The 858-nt window shown below is 72.1% G+C and carries 1 protein-coding gene; it reads left to right on the top strand.

All coding sequences use genetic code 11. The annotated features are described in order from the left end of the window. Positions 1 to 858 (top strand): GMC oxidoreductase (locus ACW69E_RS27720; RefSeq protein ID WP_457501031.1); only part of this gene is annotated, 858 nt, incomplete at both ends.

Genomic DNA, 858 nt, shown 5'->3' on the forward strand with positions numbered 1-858 from the left:
CGCCGGGGGAGGCGCACGGTGCTGCGCGCGGAGAAGGTGGTGATCGCCGCCGGCACCTACGGCACCCAGACGCTGCTGCACCGGATGCGCGACGAGGGCGTCCTGCCGCGCATCTCCCCGAGACTGGGCGAGCTGACCCGCACCAACTCCGAGGCCCTGGTCGGCGCCCTGACCTCCCCGCGCCGCTACCGGAAGAAGCACGGCCCGGACGCGGAACTGGACTTCACCAGGGGGGTGGCCATCACCTCCTCCATCCACCCCAACGACAACACCCACATCGAGCCGGTCCGCTACGGCAAGGGCTCCAACGCCATGGGCGCCCTCTCCGTCCTCCAGGTGCCCTACGGCCGCGCGCCGAGGCCGCTGGCCTTCCTGGCGCACTGCCTGCGCCACCCCGTGCAGGCCGCGCGGACGCTGTCCAACTACCGCTGGTCGGAGCGGACGATCATCGGCCTGGTGATGCAGTCCCTGGACAACTCCCTGACCACCTACCGCAAGACCAAGGGGCTGGGCAGGGGCCTGCTGACGGCGAAGCAGGGCCACGGCGCGCCCAACCCCGACCACATCCCCGAGGGCGCCGAGGCGGTCAGACTGCTGGCGGAGGAGATAGGCGGCTTCCCGGGCACGAACGTCGGCGAGCTGATGGGCACCCCGCTGACGGCGCACTTCCTGGGCGGCTGCCCGATCGGCGCCTCCCTCGAGGAGGGCGTCATCGACCCCTACCACCGGCTCTACGGCCACCCGGGCATCTCGGTGGTGGACGGCGCGGCCGTCTCCGCCAACCTCGGCGTCAACCCGTCGCTGACCATCACCGCCCAGGCCGAGCGGGCGATGTCCCTGTGGCCCAACAAGGGCGAG

It is taken from the genome of Streptomyces sp. SS8 (assembly GCF_054072955.1).